We start from the raw sequence: 20,100 nt of genomic DNA, 5'->3' as shown, positions 1-20,100 counted from the left end.
GATGCTGGCAGTGGAGTCGGCCACCGTCCGGTTCGGGGAGCGGACCGCGCTGGACGCCGTGGACCTCCGGGTCGCGGACCACGAGACCGTCTGTGTGCTGGGCCCCAGCGGCAGCGGCAAGTCGACGCTGCTGCGGGCCGTGGCCGGGCTCCAGTCCCTGGACGGCGGGCGGGTGCTGCTGGACGGCGTCGACCAGGCCCCGCTGCCCGTGCACCGGCGCGGGCTCGGCCTGATGTTCCAGGACCACCAGCTCTTCCCGCACCGGGATGTCGCCGCGAACGTCGCCTTCGGCCTGCGGATGCACGGCATGCCCCGCGCCGAACGTGATCGCAGGGCCGCGGAACTCCTGGATCTGGTCGGCCTGCCCGGGGCCGGGCACCGGGCCGTCGCCGCCCTGTCCGGTGGCGAGCAGCAGCGCGTGGCCCTCGCCCGCGCGCTGGCGCCCCGGCCCAAGCTCCTGATGCTGGACGAACCGCTGGGCCAGCTGGACCGGAGCCTGCGGGAGCGGCTCGTCGTCGAACTGCGCACCCTCTTCGGCCGCCTCGGCACCACCGTGCTCGCCGTCACCCACGACCAGGGCGAGGCCTTCGCGCTGGCCGACCGCGTCGTGGTCATGCGGGACGGCCGCATCGCCCAGACGGGCACCCCGCTGGAGGTCTGGCAGCGCCCCGCTTCGGCCTTCGTCGCCCGCTTCCTGGGCTTCGACAACCTGGTGGCCGCGACGGTCACCGGCACCGCCGCCGACACGGCCTGGGGCAAGGTCCCGGTGCCCGAAGGCTCGCCCCAGGGGGAGCGCGAGCTGCTCGTGCGGCCGGGCGGAGTGCGGATCGGGAGCCCGAAGGACGGCCTGCGCTGCACGGTGGGAGCCCGGACCTTCCGCGGCCACCACGTCACCGTCGTCCTGCACCCCGCGGACGGCCCGCCGCTGGAGGCCGAGTGCGGCCTGCGGGACACCCCGGACGAGGGGGCCGAGGTGGGCGTGGCCTTCGACCCGGCGGAGACGGTGGTGCTTCCCCCGGCCTGACCCGCCCGGTGGCGGCCTTCACCGGAGCCGGTCCTCTGGACGGGGCGTCGACCCTCACCGAGAGGAGCCGCACGTCCACCGAGATGGTCTTCCGGCAGCGCGGCGGCAACCTCACACCCGAGCAGTACGCGGCGGCCGAGGACGGCTGGGAGGCCTTCTTCGACGCCCTCGACACCCGGCTCGCCGCCCGCTGAGCTCCCCGGGGCGGCGGCCCGCTCAGCCGCCCAGCCGGGCCAGCGCCCCGGCCGCCTCCTCCACCGTGTCGACGAGCGCGATGCGGGACTCCATCGCGCGGTCCGCCGCGAGCGCGCTCAGCAGCGGCCACGCGGGCAGCTTCTCCGTCCAGTGCGCGCGGTTCACCAGCACCATCGGTGTGGGCGCGGAGCGCGACTCGTAGTAGTTCGGCGTCGCGTTGTCGAAGATCTCCTGCACGGTCCCCGCGGCGCCGGGCAGGAAGATCACACCCGCCGTCGAGCGGGCCAGCAGCCCGTCCTCGCGCAGGGCGTTCGCGAAGTACTTGGCGATGTGGTCCGCGAAGGCGTTCGGCGGCTCGTGTCCGTAGAACCAGGTGGGGATCGCGACCGAGGTGCCGCCGTCCGGCCAGCGCTCCCTCACCTCGAAGGCCGCCGTCGCCCAGTCCGTGACCGAGGGGCTGAACGAGGGTGCGGTGGCGAGGAGTTCGCAGGCCTTGAGCAGCATCGCGTCGGAGTACGGAGCGGAGTACGCGCCCAGATTGGCCGCCTCCATCGCGCCCGGACCACCGCCCGTGGCGACCGTGAGACCGCTGCGGGCCAGCTCCCTGCCGAGCGTGGCGGCACCGGCGTACTCCTCGGTTCCCCGGGCCATCGCGTGGCCGCCCATGACGCCCACCACCCGGGCACCGGCGAGGTGTTCGTCCAGCGCGTCGGAGACCGCGTCGTCGTGGAGCGCCCGCAGCATCGACGCGAAGACGTCACCGTTCGACTTGGTCAGCTGGAACCAGGCGTAGGCGCGGGCGTCCGGCGTCGCCGCGTAACCACCCCGTCCGAGCCCTTCGTACAGCGCCTCGGGGCTGTAGAGCAGTCCGCGGTACGGGTCGAAGGGCAGACCCGGCACCGGTGGGAAGACGAAGGCGCCGTCCGCCCGTATCTTCGCCTCCGCGCGGGGCTCCATGCGGCTGCCGAGGAAGACAGCGCCCCGGGTGTCGGTCGTGAGCAGGGCCTCGGCCCGGTCCGTCAGGTCGACGGACTGGACGCGGTGGCCGGCCAGGGTCCCGGCCGCCACCGCCTGATCGAATGCGGCGAGCGTCTCGATCTCGACGCCGGGTGCGTAGGTGTTCTCGTCCGGATTCTCCACGCCGCCATGCTACGTACCGGCTTCGGCGGAAGGTTTCACTCCGTCAGGGGCAGTGCCGCCAGCACCGCGATCGCCCAGGTCAGCGGGGCGAAGACGACCAGCAGCGCCACCGCCCGCAGCGCTGCGGCGGACCGCAGCGCGGAGGCCGGGGCGCCGAGCCGCAGCAGGGTCCTGGCCGTACGGGCGCGGGCCTGCCTGGCCTCCAGCGCGGAGGTCATCAGCGTGGCGGTGGTGCAGCCGACGACGAGTACGGCGCCGAGCGCGGTCAGCGGGCCGAAGGGGCGCGGGCCGCCGGTGTACAGCACGGACGCCGCGATCACCCCCGACAGCACCGCGCAGACCACCCCGAGCGGCCGGCCGATCCGGGACGCCTCGTCCATCAGCACCCGGCCGGCCAGCAGCCGCACGGCTCCCGGGCGCACGGCCTGGAGCAGCCGTCCACAGAGATGGGTGAGACCGGGCCCCGCCATCGCCAGGCCGATCGCGGTCAGGGTCCAGCCCACGAGCACCGCCGCGGGGGTGGCGTCCAGCCGCCCGGGCAGCGGGAGGGGGCTGCCCGCCGAGCCGCGGCTCGCGTACGCCTCGACCGCGAGTCCGGCCGCCGTGAGCGCCACCCCCCAGGGCAGGCCCGTCGGCGCCGGGGCGGGCGCGAGATCGTCCTCGGCCTCCTGCGCCTCGGAGGGCGCGACCTGCCTGGACCGCAGGGCCAGCCCGCCGGCCGCCGAAGCGGCCAGCGGCACCAGGGCCAGCAGCATCAGCGCGGCGGCGAGCGGCAGCGGGGTGCCCGCGCCCAGGAACTCGGCCGCGCCCCCGTCGAACGGCAGCCCGGTCAGATCGCCGCGCAGATGCAGGAAGAAGAGCAGCGCCACCACCGACCCGAGCGTGGTGGACACCGCCGTCGAGATCGCCGCGAGCAGGGAGAGACGTGCCGGCCCGAGACCGGCGGCGAAGAGACCGGGCCGCGGACGCGTGCTCGGATCCGTACGCGCGACGGCGACCGCGAACTGGACGGTCGCGGCCAGCGGCACGGCGCACCAGAGCAGCCGCAGGACGGAACCGGAGGCGTGTGCCGGGTGCCCGGAGGCGTATCCCAGGGTGCACAGGAGCAGGAAGCCGACCCCCGCCGACGCGGCGGCGAGAAGCAGCCGCCGCATCAGGACCAGGGGATGCGAGCCGCGGGTCAGACGGAGAGCGAGCACGCCGAGCGGCCTTCCGTATCGGACGCGGAGGGCAGGGAGACGGTGTTGACGCGGCGGCCGTCCAGCAGCGAGACCACACGGTCCCCCAGGGCGGCGACCTCCGGGTCGTGGGTGGCGAGCACGACGGTGATGCCGTGCGAGCGCGCCGCCGTGGTCAGGGTGCGCAGCAGCTGGGCGCGCTCTGCGTGGTGCAGTGTCGCCGTCGGCTCGTCCGCGAAGATCACGGACGGTGAGGCGGCCAGCGCGCGGGCCACGGAGATCCGCTGGCGCTGGGACTGGAGCAGCGCGTGGGGCCGCTTCCTGGCGAGCGGGCCGATGTCCAGCCGCTCCAGCCACTCGGTGGCCGCCTTCTTCGCCTGCCGGTGGGAGACGCCCCGCAGCAGCAGCGGCAGGGCGGCGTTCTCCCAGGTGTTGAGCTCGGGCACGAGCTGCGGCTCGGCCGCGATCCAGCCGAATCTGTCCCGGCGCAGCTGCTCGCGCAGCCGGGGGCCCATGGTGTGCACGGGGACGCTGTTGAACCAGACCTCGCCCTGATCGGGCACCAGCTGGCCGGAGAGACAGTGCAGGAGCGTTGTCTTGCCGCTCCCTCGCGGCCCGGTCACGGCGAGGATCTCGCCGTCGCGGACGCCGAGGGAGACACCGCCGAGTCCCGGGGAGCCGTTGTGGGAGTGGTGCAGGGAACGTGCCCAGATCACGTCGTTGTCGGGCGGGGCCACCATGGCGTACACCTCGGTTCGGATCAGATTTCCCATTCCCCCGTATGGGGGAACGAGGTCAAGGCCGATCGGTCACTCGGCACGCTAGGCAGCCGAACCGGGGTGTCGGGACAGTACGCGGCCCGGATGCTCCCCTTCTCACTCGAACGGGTGCATCCGGGCCGTGCGGACCGTATGAAATGACTGCCGCGCGGGCTCTCGCCGGCAGCGGGAGCCGTCGGTCAGAGCTTCGTCCAGGCCTCCGTCAGGACGCCGCGCAGAATGCCCTCGATCTCGTCGAAGGTCGACTGGTCGGAGATCAGCGGCGGTGCGAGCTGGACGACCGGGTCGCCGCGGTCGTCGGCCCGGCAGTAGAGACCGTTCTCGTACAGCGCCTTGGAGAGGAAGCCGTACAGGACGCGCTCGGTCTCCTCGTCGGTGAAGGTCTCCTTGGTGGCCTTGTCCTTCACCAGCTCGATGCCGTAGAAGAAGCCGTTGCCGCGGACGTCGCCGACGATCGGCAGGTCGTGCAGCTTCTGGAGCGTCGTCAGGAAGGCGTTCTCGTTGTCCAGGACGTGCTGGTTGAGGCCCTCGCGCTCGAAGATGTCGAGGTTGGCGAGGCCGACCGCCGCGGACACCGGGTGGCCGCCGAAGGTGTAGCCGTGCAGGAAGGTGTTGTCGCCCTGGTAGAACGGCTCGGCCAGCCGGTCGGAGATGATGCAGGCCCCTATGGGGGAGTAGCCCGACGTCATGCCCTTGGCGCAGGTGATCATGTCGGGCACGTAGCCGAACTTGTCGCAGGCGAACATCGTGCCGAGGCGGCCGAAGGCGCAGATGACCTCGTCGGAGACGAGCAGCACGTCGTACTGGTCGCAGATCTCCCGGACCCGCTGGAAATACCCGGGCGGCGGCGGGAAGCAGCCGCCGGCGTTCTGCACGGGCTCCAGGAAGACCGCGGCGACCGTGTCCGGGCCCTCGAAGAGGATCTGCTGCTCGATCTGGTCGGCGGCCCAGCGGCCGAAGGCCTCCGGGTCGTCGCCGAACAGCGGCGCGCGGTAGATGTTGGTGTTCGGCACCTTGTGCGCGCCGGGGACCAGCGGCTCGAACGGGGCCTTGAGCGCGGGCAGTCCGGTGATCGACAGGGCGCCCTGCGGGGTGCCGTGATAGGCGACCGCGCGGGAGATGACCTTGTACTTGGTCGGCTTGCCCTTGAGCTTGAAGTACTGCTTGGCCAGCTTCCAGGCCGTCTCCACGGCCTCGCCGCCGCCCGTGGTGAAGAAGACCTTGTTGAGGTCGCCGGGGGCGTGGTGGGCCAGTCGCTCCGCGAGCTCGACGGCCTTGGGGTGGGCGTACGACCACACCGGGAAGAAGGCCAGTTCCTGCGCCTGCTTGTACGCCGTCTCGGCGAGCTCGTGCCGGCCGTGTCCGGCGTTGACGACGAACAGGCCGGAGAGGCCGTCGAGGTAGCGCTTGCCCTTGTCGTCGTAGATGTAGGTGCCCTCGCCACGCACGATGGTGGGAACGGGCGCGTTCTCGTAGTCCGACATGCGGGTGAAGTGCATCCACAGGTGGTCGTACGCGGTACGGCTGAGGTCCTTGCTCACGGCTATCGGGTTCCCCACATATAGGTCTGCTTCTTGAGCTTGAGGTAGACGAAGCTCTCGGTGGAGCGCACACCGGGTATGGCCCGGATGCGTTTGTTGATCGTCTCCAGCAGGTGGTCGTCGTCCTCGCAGACGATCTCCACCATGAGGTCGAAGGAGCCCGCGGTCATCACCACGTACTCGCACTCGGCCATGGCCGACAGGGCCTCGGCCACGGGGTCGAGGTCCCCCTCGACGTTGATGCCGACCATCGCCTGACGCCGGAGTCCCACGGTGAGCGGGTCCGTGACGGCAACGATCTGCATCACGCCCTGGTCGAGCAGCTTCTGGACGCGCTGGCGCACGGCCGCTTCGGACAGGCCCACGGCCTTGCCTATCGCGGCGTACGGACGGCGTCCGTCCTCCTGGAGCTGCTCGATGATTGCGAGGGACACGGCATCGACGGCTGGTGCCGATCCGCTCCCGGTCCTGGAGTCTCCGCTACGGCTGGCCACATCCCCACTGTGCACTGCTACTCGTCTGTCTGGCAAGCCTGAATCAATGAAATTCGTTGTCTGCATGCCTGAATCTGACTGAATCCGAAGGAATCGGCGGGTGGGTATGTCGAAAGCGTCACCGAACGGTCTAGGGTGGAAGTCTCACCCATTGGACAGCCGACAGGAGGGGTGGCCGTGACCACCGAGGTGCGCCGCCTGCGCAACTACATCGACGGAGAGTTCCGGGACGCCGCGGACGGGCGGACCATCGACGTGGTCAACCCGGTGACGGAAGAGGTCTACGCGACCTCCCCGCTCTCCGGGCAGGCCGACGTCGACGCCGCCATGAAGGCCGCCGCCGCGGCCTTCCCCGCCTGGCGCGACGTGACTCCCGCCGAGCGCCAGAAAGCCCTGCTCAAGATCGCGGACGCCTTCGAGGAGCGGGCGGAGGACCTCATCGCGGCCGAGTCGGAGAACACCGGCAAGCCGCTGGAGCTCACCCGCACCGAAGAGATCCCGCCGATGGTGGACCAGATCCGCTTCTTCGCGGGCGCCGCCCGGCTGCTCGAAGGCCGCTCGGCCGGCGAGTACATGGAGGGGCTGACCTCCATCGTCCGGCGCGAGCCGGTGGGCGTCTGCGCCCAGGTCGCGCCGTGGAACTACCCGATGATGATGGCGGTGTGGAAGTTCGCTCCGGCGCTCGCCGCGGGCAACACCGTGGTCATCAAGCCGTCCGACACCACTCCGGCGTCGACCGTGCTGATCGCGGAGATCATCGGCCGGATCCTGCCCAAGGGCGTCTTCAACGTCATCTGCGGCGACCGTGAGACCGGCCGCGCGATGGTCGAGCACCCCACCCCGGCGATGGCCTCCATCACCGGCTCCGTACGGGCCGGCATGCAGGTCGCCGAGTCCGCGGCCAAGGACGTCAAGCGGGTCCACCTGGAGCTCGGCGGCAAGGCACCCGTCGTCGTGTTCGAGGACACCGACATCGCCAAGGCCGTCGAAGGCATCTCCATGGCCGGTTACTTCAACGCAGGCCAGGACTGTACGGCGGCCACCCGCGTCATGGTCCACGAGTCCATCCACGACGAGTTCGTCACCGCACTCGCCAAGGCGGCGGCCGACACGAAGACCGGCCTGCCGGACGACGAGGACGTGCTGTACGGCCCGCTCAACAACGCCAACCAGCTCGCCCAGGTCGCCGGGTTCATCGAGCGGCTCCCGGCACACGCCAAGGTCGAGGCGGGCGGCCACCGGGTCGGCGACAAGGGCTACTTCTACGCCCCGACCGTCGTCTCGGGTCTCCGGCAGGACGACGAGATCATCCAGCACGAGGTCTTCGGGCCCGTCATCACCGTCCAGTCCTTCAGTGACGAGGCCCAGGCCGTGGAGTACGCCAACGGCGTCGAGTACGCCCTGGCCTCCTCGGTGTGGACCAAGGACCACTCCCGCGCGATGCGCATGTCCAAGAAGCTCGACTTCGGCTGCGTGTGGATCAACACCCACATCCCGCTCGTCGCGGAGATGCCGCACGGCGGGTTCAAGAAGTCCGGCTACGGCAAGGACCTCTCTGCGTACGGCTTCGAGGACTACACCCGGATCAAGCACGTCATGACGTCCCTGGACGACTGACACCGCTCCTCCGCGGAAGCGGCATCAGTTGCGGGAACGGCCCCGGACCCTGTCCGGGGCCGTTCCGCGTACCCCCAGATTTGAACGTGTTCATGGCGGGCGTACGCTGCGGGCATGAGCGAGCGAGCCCTCTTGCGGCGCATACGCGTGTGGTTGGTCGTCTTCATCGTCTGTCTGGTGCTCAGCGGCCTCACGGCCTTCCCGCTGGTCACCGAACTCCGCTGGGCCGAGGACCTGTTGAACTCCTCCGCCTCCCCCGTTCCCGAGCACCTCCCGTCGCTGACCGAGTGGATCGGCAGGGTGCGGGCCGGCCTCGACGAGGCCGACGCGGACTATCCCTTCGTGCTGTACGGCACCGACTGGCTGGCCTTCGCCCACCTCGTCATCGCCGTCGCGTTCTACGGTCCCTACCGTGACCCGGTCCGCAACATCTGGGTGATCGAGTTCGGCATGATCGCCTGCGCCGGGATCATCCCGCTCGCCCTGATCTGCGGGCCGATCCGGGACATCCCCTTCTGGTGGACCGTCATCGACATGTCCTTCGGAGTGTTCGGGATCATCCCGCTGCTCGTCGTGCGCCGCATGATCAAGCGTCTGGAGACGGCTGCCACGACGGCGACTGCGGTGCCTGCCTGACCCTCAGGGCTTCCGGCCCACCGCGCCGAACTGCGCCACCTCGGGGTTCCGGGCGACGGCGGGCGCCCGCCAGCGGGAGCAGGAGACGATGCCCGGTTCCAGGATGTCCAGGCCGTCCAGGAACGAGGCGAACTCGGTCCGGCTGCGGGCGGTGATCGGCGGGGTGGCGTTCTTGTTCCAGAAGGCCATCGCCTCCTCGTTGCCCTCGCCGCCCAGCTCCAGCGTGGGATGCGTCAGCACCAGATGGCTGCCGGAGGGCAGCGCGTCCATCAGCGTCCTCACGATGCTCCGCGCCTCGTCCGTGTCCAGCACGAAGTTGAGGATGCCGAGCATCATCACCGCGACCGGGCGCCGCAGATCGAGGGTGCCCTCGGCGGCGCTCAGGATCCGCCGCGGGTCCCGGGCGTCCGCGTCGACGTACTCCGTGGCGCCCTCGGGCGAGCTGCTGAGCAGCGAGCGCGCGTGCGCCAGGACGGTCGGGTCGTTGTCGACGTAGACCACACGGGCGTCGGGCGCGGTGTGCTGGGCGACCTCATGGGTGTTGTCCGCGCTCGGCAGCCCGGTGCCTATGTCCAGGAATTGGCCGATGCCCGCGTCACCGGCCAGATGGCGCACCACCCGTCCCAGGAACGCCCGGTCTGCGCGGGCCACTTCACCGATGCTGGGATACAGGCCGGTGACCCGGTCGCCGACCACACGGTCCACGGGATAGTGGTCGGCCCCGCCCAGCCAGTAGTTCCACACCCGGGCGTTGTGGGCGATGTCGGCACGGACACGGGCTGGCGCGGTGCGGGGGCCGGGGTCGGTCACTTCTGCTCCTGGAATCACTGACGGTGCGGACCCGCCCATGATGCCGGACCGATCAAGAAGCGCCAGGGGTACGCGAGTTCGCCAACTGCGCCCGGAGCGCGTCGATCCGGTTGGTGGTGATCGAGTCGACGCCGTACGCGAGGAGCCTTCGCATCGTGCGCCGGGTGTCGGCCGTCCACGCGGAGACCAGCAGCCCGTCGGCGTGGATACGGGCGGTCAGCTCCTGGCTCAGCAGCCCGAAGCGGTAGTTCAGCCAGCGCGGGCGCACCGCTTCGAGCAGGACGGCGCGCGGCGGGGCGAGCGTCGTCCAGGTCAGCGCGATCTCCGCGGACGGGTCCGCGGCGCGCACCTTCAGCATCGCGTCGGTGTTCGCGCAGTAGTAGACGCTCTCCGGCGCTCCGCTCTCCCGCACCACCCCGACGATCTCCCGCACGGACGCGTCGGTCGCGCCGGGCAGATCGGCCATGATCCGCCGGCCGCCGGCGGCGGACAGGACCTCGCGCAGGGTGGGGACCCCGCCGCCGGTCCGCTCCACCAGCTCCTGGTGGCCGATCCGGTCGATGCGGATGTCATGGCCCCAGAGGCGCTCCAGGGTGGAGTCGTGCAGCAGCACGGGCACCTTGTCCCGGGTGACGCGGACATCGATCTCGACCGCGTCCGCCCCCCGGGCGAGGGCGGACAGGACCGAGGGGAGCGTGTTCTCGCGGGCACGGTAGGGATCGCCGCGGTGGGCCACGGCGGTGACGTCGGTGATCATGGGGCCATTGTGACCGCGGGGGCTCACCTGCCGGGAGTCCTCAGCCAGTTCGTCGTGTACGTGTCGATCTCGGAGGCCAGGGTCCGCTTGCCGGCCGGGTCCAGGTACGACGCCTCCACCGCGTTCTTCGCCAGGGCCGCGAGGCCGAGCTCGTCCAGGCCGAGCAGCCGGGCGGCCACCGCGTACTCGTTGTTGAGGTCGGTGCCGAACATGGGCGGGTCGTCGCTGTTGACGGTGACGAGGACGCCCGCCTCGACCATCTCCTTGATCGGGTGCCGGTCGATGTCCGTGACCGCGCGGGTGGCGATGTTGGACGTCGGGCAGACCTCCAGGGCGATGCGGTGCTCGGCGAGATGGGCCAGCAGCTCCGGGTCCTGGACGGAGCTGGTGCCGTGGCCGATGCGCTCGGCCCGCAGCGCGGTGAGCGCGTCCCAGACGGTCCCCGGGCCCGTCGTCTCCCCGGCGTGCGGGACGGAGTGCAGGCCCGCCGCGATCGCCCGGTCGAAGTAGGGCTTGAACTGCGGGCGGTCCACGCCCACCTCGGGGCCGCCGAGGCCGAAGGAGACCAGCCCCTCGGGCCGCAGGTCCAGGGCGAGCCGGGTCGTCTCCTCGGCGGCTTCGAGGCCTGCCTCGCCGGGGATGTCGAAGCACCAGCGCAGTACGACGCCGAGCTCGGTCTCGGCCGCCTTGCGGGCGTCCTCTATGGCCTCCATGAAGCCCTGCTCGGGAATGCCCCTACGGGTCGAGCTGAACGGGGTGACGGTCAGCTCCGCGTACCGGATGTTCTGCCGCGCCATGTCCCGGGCGACCTCGAAGGTCAGCAGCCGGACGTCCTCGGGGGTGCGGATCAGGTCCACCACCGAGAGGTAGACGTCGATGAAGTGCCCGAAGTCGGTGAAGGTGAAGTAGTCCGACAGCGCCTCCGGGTCCGTGGGCACCTTGGAGTCCGGGTGGTGGGCCGCCAGTTCGGCCACGATGCGCGGCGAGGCGGACCCCACGTGGTGGACGTGGAGCTCGGCCTTGGGCAGCCCCGCGATGAAGGGGTGCAGATCGTTCATCGGATTCTCCCGGATCTCTTTTTCGGGCCGGGCGCACCGGCTGCACCGGTCATCGTATGCGGGGCTCTGCGGCCGGAGGCCGGGCCGTAGCATGGGGCGGGATCACGATGGGGGAGGCCCATGTCAGACAACACACCTCAGGCCGGCGGCGAGGGCGTGCCGCGCGATCCGTGGGCGCCGCCGGAGAAGCGGATCGATCTGGGCAAGCAGCCCTCCGACGCCGCGCCGCCCGCCGTGCACAACCAGCCCACGGTGACGTCCATGCCCGGCCCGGAGACGGGCGGCGGGACCGTACCGGGACAGGCAGGCGGCTTCGGGCCCGCGCAGCCGCCCGGCGTCCCCGCGCCGCCGACCGCACCGAACGGACCGGGCCAGTACGGCTACCCGACCCCTCCCGCTCCGCCCTCCGCCGCCTACGGCTACCCCGCCCCGCCCGGCGGCCCGTCCGCCGCCTACGGCTATCCGGGATACCCCGGCTACGCGGGCCAGCAGGCCTGGGGGCCGGCACCTGCCAACGGGCTGGGTGTCGCGGCGATGGTGCTCGGCATCATCTCGGTCGTCGGCTTCTGCATGTGGGGGCTGGGGATCATCCTGGGCCTCCTCGCCCTGATCTTCGGCATCATCGGCCGGGGCCGCGCCAAGCGGGGCGAGGCGACCAACGGGGGCATGGCGCTCGCCGGGATCATCCTGGGATCGATCGCGATGGCCATCAGCGCGGCCTTCCTCGGATTCCTGATCTGGGCCGTCGCCAACGACGAGACAAGCAGCGAGTACGACTACGACGACCCGTACGCCACCACGCTGGTCGTGGGCGCCTCGCGCTGACCCGCGCCGGAGCCCGCCCGTGGCCGGCCCCGGACCCCAGGTCCCCGGGCCGGCCACGCGCCCGGCTGCCTACGGGTGGTCCGCGCGCAGCCGCGTCCGCGCCTCCATGAGTGCGAAGCCCAGCAGATTCAGCCCCCGCCAGGACTCCGGGGCCAGGGCGCGCGGATCGTCCTTGGCGAGCCCGATGCCCCATATCCGGTCCAGAGGGCTGGCCTCGACGAGCACCCGCTCGCCGGTGCCCAGCAGATACGCCCGCAGGTCCGGGTTTTGGCCGAACTTGTGGACGCTGCCCGCGACGACCAGAGCGAACCGCTCCCGCCGCCACACGGCGTCGTCGAAGCCCCTGACCAGCCGGCCCACTTTCTTTGCCGCGGCGGGGCTGCCCGCCGCCACCGCCCGCTCCTCCGACTCCCGGTCGCCGAAGAGCCGCGCCTTGCCCGCCATCATCCAGTGCTCCGCCGAGGCGTAGCTCACCGAATCGACGGTGAACGGCGACGGCCACCACTGACTGAGGCAGCTCTCTCCGAGCCTGCCGTCCGCGCGGGGCCGATGCCCCCAGAACGGCAGGTACTTCACACGCTCCCCGCGGGCCACTCGTGCCACGAGCGCGTCACGGTCCGCACATTCCGTCTCCATGCCCGCCGAGTCTGGCATCCACCACTGACAGCCGGTACAGGGATTTCCGTGCCGACGAGACACATCGTCGACAGATTCCGTCGCGTAACCAAAAGGAAACAACGGAATCACTTGTTGGTAGAGGTCTCCTCTGTCAGGATCGGCACTCAATTCGAGAAGAAGCTACGCCGCCCCTGGTCACAGGGGCAGCGGAGGAGAGCTCATGGGCAACGGCTTCCAGGTGCAGGAGCGCTTCGCGACAGGGGCGCAGTACATCGGCGGACGGCTGCGCCCCGGCACATCGGGGCGCCACCAGGACGTGGTGAACCCCGCGACGGGCGAGACGGTGTACCGCTACGAACTGGCCGGCACCGCCGATGTCGACGCCGCCGTCGCCGCCGCCCGCGAGGCGTTCCCCGGCTGGTCGGGGCTGACCCCGGGCGAGCGGTCGCAGGCGCTGCACCGCTTCGCCGCCGTACTCGACGCGCGGGCCGGGGACCTCGCGTACGCCGAGTCCCTCCAGTGCGGAAAGCCGGTCAAGCTCTCCACCGAGTTCGACGTACCGGGCACCGTGGACAACACCGCGTTCTTCGCCGGTGCCGCCCGCCACCTCGAAGGGAAGTCGGCCGGCGAGTACAGCGGCGACCACACCTCCTACGTCCGCCGCGAGGCCCTCGGGGTCATCGGCTCCGTCGCGCCCTGGAACTACCCGCTCCAGATGGCCGCCTGGAAGATCCTCCCGGCCGTCGCCGCCGGCAACACCATCGTGCTGAAGCCCGCCGAGATCACGCCGCTCACCTCGCTGATGTTCGCGCAGGCTGCCACCGAGGCGGGCATCCCGGACGGCGTGGTCAACATCGTCTCCGGCGCGGGCGAGGACGCGGGCGAACACCTCGTCGGCCACCCCGATGTCGCGATGATCTCCTTCACCGGCTCCACGGCCGTCGGCAGGCGGGTCGCCGCGCTGGCCACCGGGTCGGTCAAGCGCCTGCACCTGGAACTCGGCGGCAAGGCGCCCTTCCTCGTGTTCGACGACGCCGATCTCGACGCCGCGGTCCAGGGAGCGGTCGCCGGATCGCTCATCAACACCGGACAGGACTGCACGGCCGCCACCCGTGCCTATGTGCAGCGCCCGCTGTACGACGCGTTCGTCAGCGGGGTCGCCGCCCTCATGGAGACCGTGCGGCTCGGCGACCCCTTCGACCCGTCGACCGACCTCGGACCGCTGATCAGCCATCAGCAGCGCGACCGCGTGGCCGGCTTCGTCGACCGGGCCCGCGCCCACGCCACCGTCGTCACCGGCGGCGAGGCCCCCGGCGGCGCACTCGCCGACGGGGCCTACTACCGGCCCACCCTGATCACGGACGCGGCCCAGGACAGCGAGATCGTCAGCGCGGAGATCTTCGGCCCCGTGCTCGTCGTGCTGCCCTTCGACACCGACGACGAGGGAATCCGCCTCGCCAACGACACCCCGTACGGACTGGCCGCCTCCGCCTGGAGCACCGGTCTCTACCGGGCCAACCGCGCCACCCGTGAGATCAGGGCGGGCTGCGTGTGGATCAACGACCACATCCCGATCATCAGCGAGATGCCGCACGGCGGATACGGGGCCAGCGGCTTCGGCAAGGACATGTCGTCGTACTCCTTCGAGGAGTACACGCAGGTCAAGCACGTCATGTACGACAACACCGCGGTGGCCCGGAAGGACTGGCACCGCACCGTTTTCGGGGACCGATAGCAGCGGCCGCCGTCCGGCGGCCCACCCACCCGGAAGGGCATACGCGTATGGAGCAGTACGAGCCCGAGCGCCTCTCCGCGCCCCAGCTGGCCGCGATGAGGCGCAGCCTCACCAACGGCAGGGGCGCGCTCACCCGCCGCTCCCTCCTGCGGGCGTCGGGCATGGGCGCCCTCGCGCTCGGCGGCCTGGGGACGCTGAGCGCGTGCGGCATCCCGCCCGCGAAGCGGGACGGGGACACCGCGGCGTCCGACGACCACTCGGCGAAGGAGAAGGTGATCAACTTCTCCAACTGGACCGAGTACATGGACGTCAGCGAGGACGAGAAGAGCCGGCCGACCCTCGACGCGTTCACGGAACGCACCGGGATCAAGGTCAAGTACACCGAGGACATCAACGACAACGTCGAGTTCTTCGGGAAGATCAAACCGCAGCTCGCCGCGGGCCAGGACACCGGCCGCGACCTCATCATCGTGACCGACTGGCTGGCCGCGCGGATCATCCGGCTCGGCTGGGCGCAGAAGCTCGACCACGCGAACCTGCCGCACGCCTTCGCGAACCTCTCCGCCCAGTTCCGCACGCCCGACTGGGACCCGGGACGCGCCTACTCCTACCCCTGGACCGGCATCCCGACCGTCATCGCCTACAACGAGAAGGCGACCGGCGGCCGGAAGGTCGACTCCGTCACCCAGCTGCTCGACGACCCCAAGCTCAAGGGCAGGGTCTCCTTCCTCTCCGAGATGCGCGACTCGGTCGGGATGACGCTCCTGGACATGGGCAAGGACCCCGGGACGTTCGACGACGCCGACTTCGACGCGGCCATCGGCCGGATGCAGAAGGGCGTGGACACCCACCAGATACGCCGCTTCACCGGCAACGACTACACCGCGGACCTGAGCAAGGGCGACATCGCCGCCTGTGTGGCCTGGGCGGGGGACATCATCCAGCTCCAGGCCGACAACCCGGCCATCAAGTTCACCATCCCCGCCGCCGGTTACATCACGTCGAGCGACAACATGCTGGTCCCGGCCGAGGCGCGGCACAAGACCAACGCCGAGAAGCTCATGGACTACTACTACGAGCTCCCGGTCGCCGCCCAGCTCGCCGCGTACATCAACTACGTCTGCCCGGTGGACGGGGTCGCCGCGGAACTCGCGAAGATCGACGAGGCCATGGCCTCCAACACGCTGATCCTCCCCGACAAGGCGATGGCCGCGAAGTCGCGGGCGTTCCGCTCCCTCAGCTCCGAGGAAGAGACGGCGTACGAAGAGAAGTTCGCCAAGCTCATCGGCGCCTGACCGGCCCGCTCCCCGCCCGATCTCCTCCGACACCACCGGGACCGCGACCCATGACACAGCAGCAGACAGAGGGCGGCGACGTCCGTCTCACCGGGATCAGCAAGACCTACGGCTCCTTCACCGCAGTGCACCCCCTCGACCTGACCGTCCCGCAGGGCTCCTTCTTCGCGCTGCTCGGCGCGTCCGGCTGCGGCAAGACCACCACCCTGCGGATGATCGCGGGCCTGGAGGACGCCACCACCGGCACGGTCTCGCTCGGCGGCCGGGACATCACGGGCCTGCCCCCGTACAAACGGCCCGTCAACACCGTCTTCCAGAGCTACGCGCTCTTCCCGCACCTCGACGTCTTCGAGAACGTCGCCTTCGGACTGCGCCGACGCGGGATCAAGTCCGTGAAGAAGCAGGTCGGCGAGATGCTGGACCTCGTCCAGCTCGGCGACTTCGCCCACCGCAAACCGCATCAGCTCTCGGGCGGGCAGCAGCAGCGCGTCGCCGTGGCCCGCGCGCTCATCAACCACCCCCAGGTCCTCCTCCTCGACGAGCCGCTCGGCGCGCTCGACCTCAAGCTCCGCCGGCAGATGCAGCTCGAACTCAAGCGGATCCAGACCGAGGTCGGCATCACCTTCGTCCACGTCACCCACGACCAGGAGGAGGCCATGACCATGGCCGACACCGTCGCGGTGATGAACGGGGGCCGGGTCGAACAGCTCGGCGCCCCCGCCGATCTGTACGAGAACCCCCGCACCACCTTCGTGGCCAACTTCCTCGGCACCTCCAACCTCATCGAGGGCGAGATCGTCTCCACCGGCACGGACGTCGTCGTCACGGCGGGCGGCGGCAGGCTCAGGCTGCCCGGCGGCCGGTGCGCGTCCCCGGCGGCGAGCGGCGGGAAGCTGCTCGTCGGGGTCCGCCCCGAGAAGATCTCCCTGGCCCACGCCGAGGACGCGGACGCGATACCCGACGGCCGCAACAGGGTCACCGGCCGCATCACCGACTCCAGCTTCATCGGCGTCTCCACCCAGTACGTCGTCGAGAGCCCCGCCGGCCAGGCGCTCCAGGTCTACGAGCAGAACATCGAACGCGACGGCCGGCTCGTCCCCGGCGCCGAGGTCGTCCTGCACTGGAACCCCGAGCACACCTTCGGACTCGACGCGGACCAGGACATCAGCGCCGGCGCGGAAGTCCTGGAGGAGGCGGCGTGAGCGTCACCGAGGCGCCGCCGGCGCCCCCCGTGGAGGCGGAGATCCGCAAGCCGTCCACCCGCAGGCGGCTCGTCCCCTACTGGCTGCTGCTCCCCGGCATCCTCTGGCTGCTGGTCTTCTTCGCGCTGCCGATGGTCTACCAGGCCTCCACCTCCGTGCAGACCGGATCGCTGGAGGAGGGCTTCGAGGTCACCTGGCACTTCCGGACGTACTGGGACGCCTTCGCCGACTACTACCCGCAGTTCATCAGGTCCCTGCTGTACGCGGGCACCGCCACGGTGCTCTGCCTGCTGCTGGGCTACCCGCTCGCCTATCTGATCGCCTTCAAGGCCGGGCGGTGGCGCAACCTGGTGCTCGTGCTGGTCATCGCCCCCTTCTTCACCAGCTTCCTGATCCGGACGCTGGCCTGGAAGACGATCCTCGCGGACGGCGGCGCCGTCGTCGACGTCCTCAACACCCTCCACGTCCTGGACGTCACCGGCTGGCTCGGCTGGACCGAGAACAACCGGGTCCTGGCCACCCCGATGGCCGTCGTCTGCGGACTGACGTACAACTTCCTGCCCTTCATGATCCTGCCGCTCTACACCTCGCTGGAGCGGATCGACGGCCGGCTGCACGAGGCGGCGGGCGACCTCTACGCCACGCCCGCCACCACCTTCCGCAAGGTGACCCTGCCGCTGTCCATGCCCGGTGTCGTCTCCGGCACCCTGCTGACGTTCATCCCCGCGAGCGGCGACTACGTCAACGCGGAACTCCTCGGCTCCACCGACACCAAGATGGTCGGCAGCGTCATCCAGACCCAGTTCCTGCGGGTCCTGGACTATCCGACGGCCGCCGCGCTCTCGTTCATCCTCATGGCGGTCGTCCTTCTCGTGGTCACCGTCTACATCCGCCGCTCCGGTACGGAGGACCTGGTCTGATGCCCGTACTCCGTATCGTCCGCCGGAACCTGGTCGTGATCGCGGGTCTGCTGACCCTCGCCTACATGATCCTTCCGAACGTCGTCGTGATGGTCTTCTCCCTCAACCGGCCCAACGGGCGCTTCAACTACGCCTGGCAGGAGTTCTCCCTCGACGCCTGGAAGGACCCCTGCGGTGTCGCGGACCTCTGCGGCTCGCTCTCGCTCTCGCTGCGGATCGCCTTCTGGGCGACGGCCGGCGCCACCCTGCTCGGCACGATGATCGCCTTCCCGCTGGTCCGCTACCGCTTCCGCGCACGCGGCGCGATCAACTCGCTGATCTTCCTGCCGATGGCCATGCCCGAAGTCGTCATGGCGGCCTCACTGCTCACGCTCTTCCTCAACCTGGGCGCCGAACTCGGCTTCTGGACCGTGCTGATCGCCCACATCATGTTCTGCCTCAGCTTCGTGGTGACGGCGGTCAAGGCACGCGTGATGTCGATGGACCCGAGGCTGGAGGAAGCGGCCCGCGATCTCTACGCGGGCCCCGTGCAGACCTTCCTCAGGGTGACCCTCCCGATCGCCGCCCCCGGCATCGCCGCGGGAGCGCTGCTCGCCTTCGCGCTCTCCTTCGACGACTTCATCATCACCAACTTCAACGCGGGCACCACGGTGACCTTCCCCATGTACGTCTGGGGATCGGCCCAGCGCGGAACGCCCGTGCAGATCAACGTCATCGGTACGGCCATGTTCGTCATCGCCGTGGCGGTGGTCCTCGCCGGACAGCTCATCGCGAACCGGCGGAAGAGCAACGCGGGAAAATAGCACCCGAAGGAGTTGGAAGCCATGGCCCCGGATGCCATGCGTACTGCCGCACACTCACTCTCCGACGCACGTCCCCTCTCGTACTGGCTCGACGACCCCGGAAAGCCGGAGGCGCTGTCCGCGCTCACCGGGGACGAGCGCTGCGACCTGCTGGTCGTCGGCGGCGGCTACAGCGGGCTGTGGACCGCGCTGCTCGCCAAGGAACGGGACCCCGGGCGCGACGTCGTCCTCATCGAGGGGCACGAGGTGGGCTGGGCCGCCTCCGGCCGCAACGGCGGATTCTGCGCCGCGTCCCTGACGCACGGCCTGGCCAACGGGGTGGAGCGCTGGCCGGAGGAGATCGGGAAGCTGGAGGAGCTGGGCGCGCGGAACCTCGACGCCATCGAGGAGACCGTCGCCCGCTACTCGCTGGACTGCGAATTCGAGCGCACCGGCGAGATCGACGTGGCGACCCAGCCCCACCAGCTGGACGAACTGCGGGCTTGGCACCGCAGGACCCGGGAACTCGGCCTCGGCGAGCTGGAGTTCCTGGACCGCGACCAGGTGCGCGCGGAGGTCGACTCGCCGACGTTCCTGGGCGGACTGCTGGACCGGCGCGGTGTCGCCATGCTGCACCCGGCGAAGCTCGCCTGGGGCCTCAAAGCAGCGTGCATCGGCCTCGGCGTACGGATCTACGAGCGCACCCCGGGCCTCGGCCTCGCCCGGGCGGGCGCGGGCACGGCGGTGCGTACCCCGTACGGCAGAGTGACCGCCCGGGATGTCGCACTCGGTACGAACGTCTTCCCGTCGCTGGTCAGGCGGGTGCGCCCGTACACGGTCCCGGTCTACGACTACGCGCTGATGACGGAGCCCCTCAGCGCGGACCAGCTCGCCTCGGTCGGCTGGCACAACCGCCAGGGGCTGGGGGACAGCGCCAACCAGTTCCACTACTTCCGGCTCTCCGCCGACAACCGCGTCCTGTGGGGCGGTTACGACGCCGTCTATCCGTACGGCGGCCGGCTGGACTCCTCGCTGGACCAGCGCCCGGAGACCTTCCTGAAGCTCGCCGGGCAGTTCTTCGCGTGCTTCCCGCAGCTGTCCGGAGTGCGCTTCACCCACGCCTGGGGCGGCGCGATCGACACGTGTTCCCGCTTCTCCGCCTTCTTCGGTACGGCCCTTCGAGGGCGGGTCGCCTACGCCGCCGGGTACACCGGACTGGGCGTCGGAGCCACGCGTTTCGGAGCCGAGGTCATGCTCGACCTCCTCTCGGGGCGGGAGACCGGGCGGACCGCGCTGGGCATGGTCCGCTCCAAGCCGATGCCCTTCCCGCCCGAACCGTTCGCCTGGACCGGGATCGAGCTCACCAAGCGGTCTCTGGCCTGGGCGGACAGCCATGGCGGGCACCGGAACGCGTGGCTGCGGACCATGGACCGGCTGGGGCTCGGCTTCGACAGCTGAGCGGGGCCGGGCCGGCGGCCGGGGGCGGTCATTCCC

General features: G+C 70.7%; 19 protein-coding genes and 1 pseudogene. 11 read left to right on the top strand and 9 right to left on the bottom strand.

Going from position 1 to position 20,100, the window contains the following annotated elements; translation table 11 throughout:
- The first annotated feature begins 1 nt into the window (after position 1).
- Positions 2-1,024, top strand: a complete 1,023-nt coding sequence (locus ACWCQM_RS00400; protein WP_450913196.1) for an ABC transporter ATP-binding protein — start codon at positions 2-4, stop codon at positions 1,022-1,024.
- A gap of 77 nt (positions 1,025-1,101) precedes the next feature.
- Positions 1,102-1,218, top strand: a pseudogene (locus ACWCQM_RS00395) (SRPBCC family protein); the annotation flags it as partial.
- 22 nt (positions 1,219-1,240) lie between these two features.
- Here the strand turns inward: ACWCQM_RS00395 and ACWCQM_RS00390 are convergent.
- From ACWCQM_RS00390 to ACWCQM_RS00370, 5 genes are all read right to left on the bottom strand, one after another.
- Entirely contained in the window at positions 1,241-2,359 is a 1,119-nt protein-coding gene (locus ACWCQM_RS00390; protein ID WP_450913195.1) for an LOG family protein, read from the bottom strand.
- A 35-nt stretch (positions 2,360-2,394) separates the two neighbouring features.
- Positions 2,395-3,558 carry a hypothetical protein gene (locus tag ACWCQM_RS00385; protein ID WP_450913194.1) on the bottom strand — a complete coding sequence of 388 codons (1,164 nt, stop codon included), beginning with the start codon at positions 3,556-3,558 and terminating at the stop codon, positions 2,395-2,397.
- The gene (locus tag ACWCQM_RS00380; protein ID WP_450913193.1) at positions 3,540-4,277 is read right to left on the bottom strand and encodes an ABC transporter ATP-binding protein; all 738 of its coding nucleotides are present in this window, start codon (positions 4,275-4,277) and stop codon (positions 3,540-3,542) included. Before ACWCQM_RS00380 ends, ACWCQM_RS00385 begins: the two co-directional genes overlap by 19 nt.
- A 218-nt stretch (positions 4,278-4,495) precedes the next feature.
- Positions 4,496-5,875, bottom strand: coding sequence for an aspartate aminotransferase family protein (locus ACWCQM_RS00375; protein ID WP_450913192.1), 1,380 nt, complete (start codon positions 5,873-5,875; stop codon positions 4,496-4,498).
- A complete protein-coding gene (locus tag ACWCQM_RS00370; protein WP_450913191.1) occupies positions 5,860-6,366 on the bottom strand; it encodes an Lrp/AsnC family transcriptional regulator in 507 nt (168 codons plus the stop codon). The genes ACWCQM_RS00375 and ACWCQM_RS00370 overlap by 16 nt, the downstream gene beginning before the upstream one ends.
- A 162-nt stretch (positions 6,367-6,528) precedes the next feature.
- Here ACWCQM_RS00370 and ACWCQM_RS00365 point away from each other — a divergent pair, with 162 nt between their 5' ends.
- Together ACWCQM_RS00365 and ACWCQM_RS00360 are read left to right on the top strand one after the other, a co-directional pair.
- Positions 6,529-7,968: a gamma-aminobutyraldehyde dehydrogenase gene (locus tag ACWCQM_RS00365; protein WP_450913190.1), complete on the top strand. Its 1,440-nt coding sequence runs from the start codon at positions 6,529-6,531 to the stop codon at positions 7,966-7,968.
- 114 nt (positions 7,969-8,082) lie between these two features.
- Positions 8,083-8,604, top strand: a complete 522-nt coding sequence (locus ACWCQM_RS00360) for a hypothetical protein (RefSeq protein WP_450913189.1) — start codon at positions 8,083-8,085, stop codon at positions 8,602-8,604.
- Positions 8,605-8,607: 3 nt separating this feature from the next.
- Here ACWCQM_RS00360 and ACWCQM_RS00355 read toward each other — a convergent pair whose 3' ends face one another.
- The 3 genes from ACWCQM_RS00355 to ACWCQM_RS00345 are packed head-to-tail and all read right to left on the bottom strand — an operon-like array spanning position 8,608 to position 11,229.
- Entirely contained in the window at positions 8,608-9,453 is an 846-nt protein-coding gene (locus ACWCQM_RS00355) for an SAM-dependent methyltransferase (RefSeq protein WP_450913188.1), read from the bottom strand.
- A gap of 13 nt (positions 9,454-9,466) precedes the next feature.
- Positions 9,467-10,171 (bottom strand): glycerophosphodiester phosphodiesterase, encoded by a 705-nt coding sequence (locus ACWCQM_RS00350; protein WP_450913187.1) that lies wholly within the window; start codon positions 10,169-10,171, stop codon positions 9,467-9,469.
- Positions 10,172-10,194: 23 nt separating this feature from the next.
- Positions 10,195-11,229, bottom strand: coding sequence for an adenosine deaminase (locus ACWCQM_RS00345; protein WP_450913186.1), 1,035 nt, complete (start codon positions 11,227-11,229; stop codon positions 10,195-10,197).
- Between the two features lie 120 nt (positions 11,230-11,349).
- Here ACWCQM_RS00345 and ACWCQM_RS00340 point away from each other — a divergent pair, with 120 nt between their 5' ends.
- Positions 11,350-12,054: a DUF4190 domain-containing protein gene (locus ACWCQM_RS00340; protein WP_450913185.1), complete on the top strand. Its 705-nt coding sequence runs from the start codon at positions 11,350-11,352 to the stop codon at positions 12,052-12,054.
- 69 nt (positions 12,055-12,123) lie between these two features.
- Here the strand turns inward: ACWCQM_RS00340 and ACWCQM_RS00335 are convergent, their stop codons facing one another.
- On the bottom strand, positions 12,124-12,690 hold the full coding sequence (locus tag ACWCQM_RS00335; protein WP_450913184.1) for an NADAR family protein: 567 nt from the start codon (positions 12,688-12,690) through the stop codon (positions 12,124-12,126).
- Positions 12,691-12,892: 202 nt separating this feature from the next.
- Here ACWCQM_RS00335 and ACWCQM_RS00330 point away from each other — a divergent pair, with 202 nt between their 5' ends.
- From ACWCQM_RS00330 to ACWCQM_RS00305, 6 genes are read left to right on the top strand one after another with little or no spacing between them, the layout of a single operon-like run.
- Positions 12,893-14,407, top strand: coding sequence for a gamma-aminobutyraldehyde dehydrogenase (locus tag ACWCQM_RS00330; RefSeq protein ID WP_450913183.1), 1,515 nt, complete (start codon positions 12,893-12,895; stop codon positions 14,405-14,407).
- Between the two features lie 47 nt (positions 14,408-14,454).
- Positions 14,455-15,702, top strand: coding sequence for a polyamine ABC transporter substrate-binding protein (locus tag ACWCQM_RS00325; protein WP_450913182.1), 1,248 nt, complete (start codon positions 14,455-14,457; stop codon positions 15,700-15,702).
- A 50-nt stretch (positions 15,703-15,752) separates the two neighbouring features.
- Positions 15,753-16,904 (top strand): ABC transporter ATP-binding protein, encoded by a 1,152-nt coding sequence (locus tag ACWCQM_RS00320; RefSeq protein WP_450913181.1) that lies wholly within the window; start codon positions 15,753-15,755, stop codon positions 16,902-16,904.
- On the top strand, positions 16,901-17,824 hold the full coding sequence (locus ACWCQM_RS00315) for an ABC transporter permease (protein WP_450913180.1): 924 nt from the start codon (positions 16,901-16,903) through the stop codon (positions 17,822-17,824). Before ACWCQM_RS00320 ends, ACWCQM_RS00315 begins: the two co-directional genes overlap by 4 nt.
- The gene (locus ACWCQM_RS00310; RefSeq protein ID WP_450913179.1) at positions 17,824-18,627 is read left to right on the top strand and encodes an ABC transporter permease; all 804 of its coding nucleotides are present in this window, start codon (positions 17,824-17,826) and stop codon (positions 18,625-18,627) included. Before ACWCQM_RS00315 ends, ACWCQM_RS00310 begins: the two co-directional genes overlap by 1 nt.
- Before the next feature lie 21 nt (positions 18,628-18,648).
- Positions 18,649-20,064, top strand: a complete 1,416-nt coding sequence (locus ACWCQM_RS00305) for an NAD(P)/FAD-dependent oxidoreductase (RefSeq protein WP_450913178.1) — start codon at positions 18,649-18,651, stop codon at positions 20,062-20,064.
- Positions 20,065-20,100 lie beyond the last annotated feature (36 nt).

This window comes from Streptomyces sp. NPDC002125, assembly GCF_053593715.1.
This window is presented reverse-complemented; position numbering and strand designations above follow the sequence as displayed.

What these genes read in the sequence shown, in the direction of transcription:
- ACWCQM_RS00305 (WP_450913178.1), top strand. Translation starts at nt 18,649, where the DNA reads ATGGCCCCGGATGCCATGCGTACTGCCGCACACTCACTCTCCGACGCA.
- ACWCQM_RS00355 (WP_450913188.1), bottom strand. Translation starts at nt 9,453, where the DNA reads ATGGGCGGGTCCGCACCGTCAGTGATTCCAGGAGCAGAAGTGACCGAC.
- ACWCQM_RS00340 (WP_450913185.1), top strand. Translation starts at nt 11,350, where the DNA reads ATGTCAGACAACACACCTCAGGCCGGCGGCGAGGGCGTGCCGCGCGAT.
- ACWCQM_RS00320 (WP_450913181.1), top strand. Translation starts at nt 15,753, where the DNA reads ATGACACAGCAGCAGACAGAGGGCGGCGACGTCCGTCTCACCGGGATC.
- ACWCQM_RS00310 (WP_450913179.1), top strand. Translation starts at nt 17,824, where the DNA reads ATGCCCGTACTCCGTATCGTCCGCCGGAACCTGGTCGTGATCGCGGGT.
- ACWCQM_RS00330 (WP_450913183.1), top strand. Translation starts at nt 12,893, where the DNA reads ATGGGCAACGGCTTCCAGGTGCAGGAGCGCTTCGCGACAGGGGCGCAG.
- ACWCQM_RS00380 (WP_450913193.1), bottom strand. Translation starts at nt 4,277, where the DNA reads ATGGTGGCCCCGCCCGACAACGACGTGATCTGGGCACGTTCCCTGCAC.
- ACWCQM_RS00345 (WP_450913186.1), bottom strand. Translation starts at nt 11,229, where the DNA reads ATGAACGATCTGCACCCCTTCATCGCGGGGCTGCCCAAGGCCGAGCTC.
- ACWCQM_RS00325 (WP_450913182.1), top strand. Translation starts at nt 14,455, where the DNA reads ATGGAGCAGTACGAGCCCGAGCGCCTCTCCGCGCCCCAGCTGGCCGCG.
- ACWCQM_RS00335 (WP_450913184.1), bottom strand. Translation starts at nt 12,690, where the DNA reads ATGGAGACGGAATGTGCGGACCGTGACGCGCTCGTGGCACGAGTGGCC.
- ACWCQM_RS00350 (WP_450913187.1), bottom strand. Translation starts at nt 10,171, where the DNA reads ATGATCACCGACGTCACCGCCGTGGCCCACCGCGGCGATCCCTACCGT.
- ACWCQM_RS00360 (WP_450913189.1), top strand. Translation starts at nt 8,083, where the DNA reads ATGAGCGAGCGAGCCCTCTTGCGGCGCATACGCGTGTGGTTGGTCGTC.
- ACWCQM_RS00400 (WP_450913196.1), top strand. Translation starts at nt 2, where the DNA reads ATGCTGGCAGTGGAGTCGGCCACCGTCCGGTTCGGGGAGCGGACCGCG.